We start from the raw sequence: 5,323 nt of genomic DNA, 5'->3' as shown, positions 1-5,323 counted from the left end.
TTCCAAAAAGGCTATAACGCCGCGGCGCGGGTTATAACGACCATGGACGAGATGCTTGATAAACTAATTAACGGCACAGGCGTTGTCGGACGTTAAGAGGTGAAATGAATGCGAATTACCAATAATACCATGGCTTACAGCTTTCTAAACAGTTTAAATAAGTCACTTGAGCGTCAGTATGATATTCAGGAGCAACTTGCCGACCGTAAAGCTATTCACCGTCCTTCTGACGACCCTATCAAGACTATTCGCAGTCTGCGGTTTAATTCTAACTTGAAGCAAAACGAGCAATATACGCAAAACGTCAAAGATGCTCAATCATGGATGGAAACGACCGACAGCGCAATGTCAGATTTAAGTTCGATTATGATTAATATTAAAGAGCAAGTCGTTCAGGCAAGTAACGGTACAAACCCTGAAGATGCCGTCAAAACTATTGGCAAAGCTATAGATAATCTAATTAATCATATGATTACTATTGGCAATACCAAAATCGGCGATCGCTATATCTTTGCGGGACAGCAGGATAAAACCGAACCGTTCAAGCGGGTTGGCGATGAAATCTTTTATAACGGCGATGCCAGTAAGATTTCAATGCCAATTCAGCCTGGGGTAGCCACACCTAATCAAGATAGTGTTAATCTCACTGGGTTCGAAGTCTTTGGTGATGGATTAAGCGTTTTAAATAACTTAATTGAGATAAAACAAAAACTGGAAGACGGTTCGGCGGAAAGCCAAAAGTGGCTGTCGGAAACCGGCTTGAAATATATCGAAGACGGGCACAACAAGATGCTCAAATCCCAAACAGAACTCGGCACCAGAATGTCGATGTATGAAATGGCCCAGACCATGATGGAGAAAAATAACACAATAATCACCGGTGATGTAGCTGCCAATGAAGATCTTGACATCCCGAAAGCCATTATCGATTTCAAAAATGCCGAAAATGTCTACCGAATGGCCCTATCAGTCGGTGCCAAAATAATGCCGGCGTCGCTGGTGGACTTCTTAAGATAGAAAAAATACAGTATGCTCCATAGATTGCACTTCATAAGAAATAGGGTTTGGTCTAGCAGATACAGCAACTTGATAATTTAGGTAAAGGAATACCTTATATATGTAAATACCAAGGAGGGTATTAATATGAGGATTACCGGCTCAAGTATTGCTATGGCCAGCCACCATAGCTTGGAGGAACGTGACCTTCAAAGCGAATCGCTCAGGGTATGGGGTGACCCCAAAGCCAAAGACTTGCAATTATCGCTGGAAAATCAAAACAAAAACAAGCAGACAATCATAGAAATTTCGGCAGAAGGTAAAGAACTCGCCGCCCAACAGCAACAGGCTGTTTCAGCGGCCAAAATTGAAGACGGTCTTTATCTCAGTGATAAAGATCGTCAAAAGTTACTGTTACTGCAAAAGTTCATTGAGGCCTTAACAGGTAAAAAGATCAAGTTCAATTTGCTTACTAAAGACCAAAGTAGAATTGCCAGTCAGAGTATAAACCTTGGCAATGTTCAGCAGTTGCAAGGGTGGGGGCTTGAGTATCATTCCTACCGCAGCCACTTCGAGCGTGAAACTGTCTCATTTTCAGCTGCCGGGATTGTTAAGACAGCAGACGGACGAGAAATTGATATCTCAATGACGCTAAATATGACCAGGCAGTTTGCTATGGAACAACGGATTGATGTTAAAGCCGGCGATGCCTTAATTGATCCCCTGATAATCAATTTTGACGCGCCCGCGGCAAAACTCACGGATACCAAATTCAGCTTTGATTTGGACTCTGACGGTCAAGCTGATCAAATTTCCTTTGCCGCAGCCGGCAGTGGTTTTTTAGCCCTGGACCTTAATAATGACGGTATTATTAATAACGGCAAAGAACTTTTCGGCCCCAACACCGGTAATGGCTTTGCCGAACTTGCGGCTTATGACAGTGATAATAATGGCTGGATTGATGAAAACGATTCGATTTACGACAAACTACGGATTTGGACAAAGGATGCTAACGGCAACGACCAACTCTTTGCCCTTGGCCAAAAAGGAATCGGTGCTATTTATCTTGGCAACCTAAATACTGATTTTGCCATGAAGGATGGCGCTAACAATACTCAAGGACAACTCCGCAGCACCGGCATTTTTCTTCGCGAAAATGGCACAGCTGGTACTATACAGCAAGTTGACCTGGCTATATAAGTTGTCCACTCTTGAGCAATCTCATCCCCTAATCCCCTCTTGAGAGGGGTGGCGCCGCAGCGCCGGGGTGTGTAAAAGGAGGCCTGATAATGCTCTGTCTCAACATATCGCAGCAATACGCCAAAATCGCCATAAACACAACCAGACCTCAACTTAATCTACAGACTACCCGCCCGCAAATCGATATTAATTCCCAGGCCGCCAGACTTGAAATCCGTCAGGCTACCGGCGAACTGGAGCTAGATTATACGCCCTATCGCTACTCAATCGGCATTAAAAATATCCAGGATATGGCCCGCGATAATGCCCGCGAGGGTAAGCAGACCGCGTTGGAGACCATTGGTCGGATTGCCCAGGAAGGCGATCGAATGGCGCGGATTGAGACTAAAGAAAATGCTATTGCCGAAATGTCGGCAGAGGCCAATTTGCCCGAACTGCCGGAACTAATCTGGGTGCCGATTGAAAAACCAGACATAAGCTATAAATTCAATCCTGCCCAAATAGAATATATTCCGGGTAATTTGGATATTAATCTCAGACGTGGCACTGTCGATGCTAACCTAGACCGCGGCACAGTCGATATCCGTATCGCCCAGTATCAAAGTGTAAGGCTCTGGATAACTGAAAACAAATACGATATTCAAGCATAGGCACTTGGCAACCCCAAGTGCCTTAAAAAATAAAATCCCCTCTTGAGCTATAATAATCTTATACATTTGACGGAGGTATTATCATGTTAATCCAATCAACCCGTTTTGGCGAAATAGAAGTCTCTAACCAAGATCTATTATCCTTCCCTGACGGCCTGCCAGGCTTTCTTGATGAAAAAAAATTTGCCTTTTTACCGCAAGGCCAGGACAACCCCTTTGCTTTACTACAATCCGCGATCAGCCCAGACCTAGCTTTTGTAATAGTAGAACCGTTTACTTTTTTTAGCGACTATAGTTTTCAACTCTCTGATGACTTTGTTCAAGAGCTAAAGTTGTCAAAGGAAAATCCACCGCAAATATTCAATATCGTAACTATTAAAGAAAATCTTGAAAATGCTACTGTCAATTTGCTTGCCCCAATTATAGTAAATTGGCAAACAAAAATCGCTCAGCAAATTATTTTAGAAAAAACGGAATATACTACACGTCATAAACTGTTTCCCAACGGACTGCCTCACAAGCAAGAATCAGAAGGGGGCAAGTAAGCATGTTGGCTTTAACGCGAAAAATCGGCGAAAGAATTGTCATCGGCGACAACATTGTCGTAACTGTCGTAGATGTAAAAGGCGATAATGTCAGACTAGCCCTCGAAGCCCCCAAAACCATCAAAATCTACCGCGGCGAGATATACGATGCCATTGCTGCCGAAAATAAACAAGCCGCCGCCCCTGTCGATATGAATGCATTAGATATGTTCAAGGACATCAAGAAAACAAAATAGCACAGTATACCTGATTGTCATTGCGAGCGCAGCGCGGCAATCTCATTCCTAATCCCCTCTCGAGAGGGGTGGCCCACAGGCCGGGGTGTGTTTTCAAAAATTTCGACAAGATTATTAAATATAGTCCTAAATCCACGAAAAACAAAGCATTATCACAATAGTCACACAAAAACCCTGAAAAACCCTAAAAATAGCCTTTAGAGTATAGAGTTTATCCTACGATAATATTAATGTAAAAGTCAATAAGCTCGTCCCCCGATCCGGCCGGCGAGGTGGACAGGCTCGAGACAAATAAAACGGGCAAGGATGCCCGGATATGTAAAATCAAGGAGGAAAAAACCATGATTATCAATCACAATATGGCATCCCTTAACACTTATCGCCAGTTGAGTGCCAACAACGCTCAAACTAGCAAATCCTTAGAAAAACTGTCCTCAGGTCTTCGCATCAACCGCGCTGGTGATGATGCTGCTGGTCTTGCTATCAGCGAGAAAATGCGTGGTCAGATCCGTGGATTGGATCAAGCGTCTCGTAATGCACAAGATGGCATTTCTCTTATTCAAACGGCTGAAGGTAGCTTAAACGAAACTCACAGTATTCTGCAACGCATGCGCGAATTAGCTGTACAGGGTTCTAACGATACTGCAACTGATAGTGACCGTAATGAAATACAAAAAGAAATTGAGCAATTAAAGTCAGAAATAAATCGTATCTCTGATACTACCGAGTTTAATACTAAGAAACTGTTGGATGGTTCTATCGGCCAAACTTCAACTATTACTGGAACTAATGCCGCACGTGTTACTTCTATGACTCCAGTCGATAGTACGATTGAAGGAGATTATACAGTAACGTTTTCCAATCAGAAAGCCGAAGTTGCAAAATTTCAAGCTGCTAGTGGAGTGCAAGAAGCAAATGTTACAATAGAAAACACCGATGCAGCTGGTGGTTTAAAGGCTGGATCTTACACCTTAGAATTTACTGGGGATAATGATAACGCAACTGTTACTTTAAAAGATGTTAATGGCGAAACTGTTGCGACAGCGAGTGCGCAAGACTTTACAGGTGGAGATATTACTCTTACCGATGGAACAAATGACCTCATAACTATTGCTCAAGACTCTTATAACGGAACTTCTGGTAAAGTGAAGTTTGATGTAGAAATTACAGCCGATGTGAGTATTGCTAATGCAGATGGCTCTACTACAACTAAATCAGGCGTAAAAGCAGATGCCAATAGTGTTATGTCTGTTGGCGGGCTTGAAATTGGCGTAACAAGTTTCTTGCAAGCAGACGATGCGACTGTAAATGTAACAAATAACGGACTTAACTTCCATATTGGCGCAAACCAAAACCAAACCACTCGTCTTGCTGTTAGCAAGATGGACACTACATCCTTGAATGTAAATGATGTTGACGTTACTAGCCAGTCTGGTGCAGAGGCTGGCATCACTAAACTAGATATTGCTATTCAGAAAGTATCTGCTGAAAGATCCAAACTTGGTGCAGTTCAAAACCGTTTAGAGCACACTATCGCTAACCTCGGAACTTCCAGCGAAAACCTGACTGCTGCTGAGTCTCGCGTACGCGACGTAGATATGGCGAAAGAAATGATGAACTTCCAAAAGAACAACATTCTTTCCCAAGCTGCTCAAGCAATGCTGGCTCAAGCCAACCAACAACCTCAAGGCGTTCT

General features: G+C 43.2%; 7 protein-coding genes. All 7 read left to right on the top strand.

Annotated features, from left to right (window positions below; genetic code table 11):
• On the top strand, positions 1-96 hold a 96-nt coding region (locus GX348_06205), incomplete at its 5' end, for a hypothetical protein (protein NLP41783.1).
• 12 nt (positions 97-108) lie between these two features.
• Positions 109-1,017: a flagellar hook-associated protein FlgL gene (gene flgL / locus GX348_06200; protein ID NLP41782.1), complete on the top strand. Its 909-nt coding sequence runs from the start codon at positions 109-111 to the stop codon at positions 1,015-1,017.
• Positions 1,018-1,143: 126 nt separating this feature from the next.
• The gene (locus GX348_06195; GenBank protein ID NLP41781.1) at positions 1,144-2,196 is read left to right on the top strand and encodes a hypothetical protein; all 1,053 of its coding nucleotides are present in this window, start codon (positions 1,144-1,146) and stop codon (positions 2,194-2,196) included.
• Between the two features lie 89 nt (positions 2,197-2,285).
• Positions 2,286-2,846, top strand: a complete 561-nt coding sequence (locus tag GX348_06190) for a hypothetical protein (protein NLP41780.1) — start codon at positions 2,286-2,288, stop codon at positions 2,844-2,846.
• Between the two features lie 83 nt (positions 2,847-2,929).
• Complete coding sequence (locus GX348_06185) at positions 2,930-3,391, top strand: flagellar assembly protein FliW (protein NLP41779.1); 462 nt, start codon at positions 2,930-2,932, stop codon at positions 3,389-3,391.
• Between the two features lie 2 nt (positions 3,392-3,393).
• The gene (gene csrA, locus GX348_06180; protein NLP41778.1) at positions 3,394-3,627 is read left to right on the top strand and encodes a carbon storage regulator CsrA; all 234 of its coding nucleotides are present in this window, start codon (positions 3,394-3,396) and stop codon (positions 3,625-3,627) included.
• Positions 3,628-3,968: 341 nt separating this feature from the next.
• Positions 3,969-5,323: flagellin (locus tag GX348_06175; GenBank protein ID NLP41777.1), on the top strand; the 1,355-nt coding region annotated here is incomplete at its 3' end.

It is taken from the genome of Veillonellaceae bacterium (assembly GCA_012523975.1).
GTDB lineage: Bacteria > Bacillota > Negativicutes > JAAYSF01 > JAAYSF01 > JAAYSF01.
Note: the sequence above shows the minus strand (reverse complement) of the source record. Positions and strands in the feature narration are given on the sequence as shown.

Bases quoted from the DNA above. Each gene is read 5' to 3' on its own strand.
- flgL (NLP41782.1), top strand. From the start codon at position 109: ATGCGAATTACCAATAATACCATGGCTTACAGCTTTCTAAACAGTTTA.
- GX348_06195 (NLP41781.1), top strand. From the start codon at position 1,144: ATGAGGATTACCGGCTCAAGTATTGCTATGGCCAGCCACCATAGCTTG.
- GX348_06190 (NLP41780.1), top strand. From the start codon at position 2,286: ATGCTCTGTCTCAACATATCGCAGCAATACGCCAAAATCGCCATAAAC.
- GX348_06185 (NLP41779.1), top strand. From the start codon at position 2,930: ATGTTAATCCAATCAACCCGTTTTGGCGAAATAGAAGTCTCTAACCAA.
- csrA (NLP41778.1), top strand. From the start codon at position 3,394: ATGTTGGCTTTAACGCGAAAAATCGGCGAAAGAATTGTCATCGGCGAC.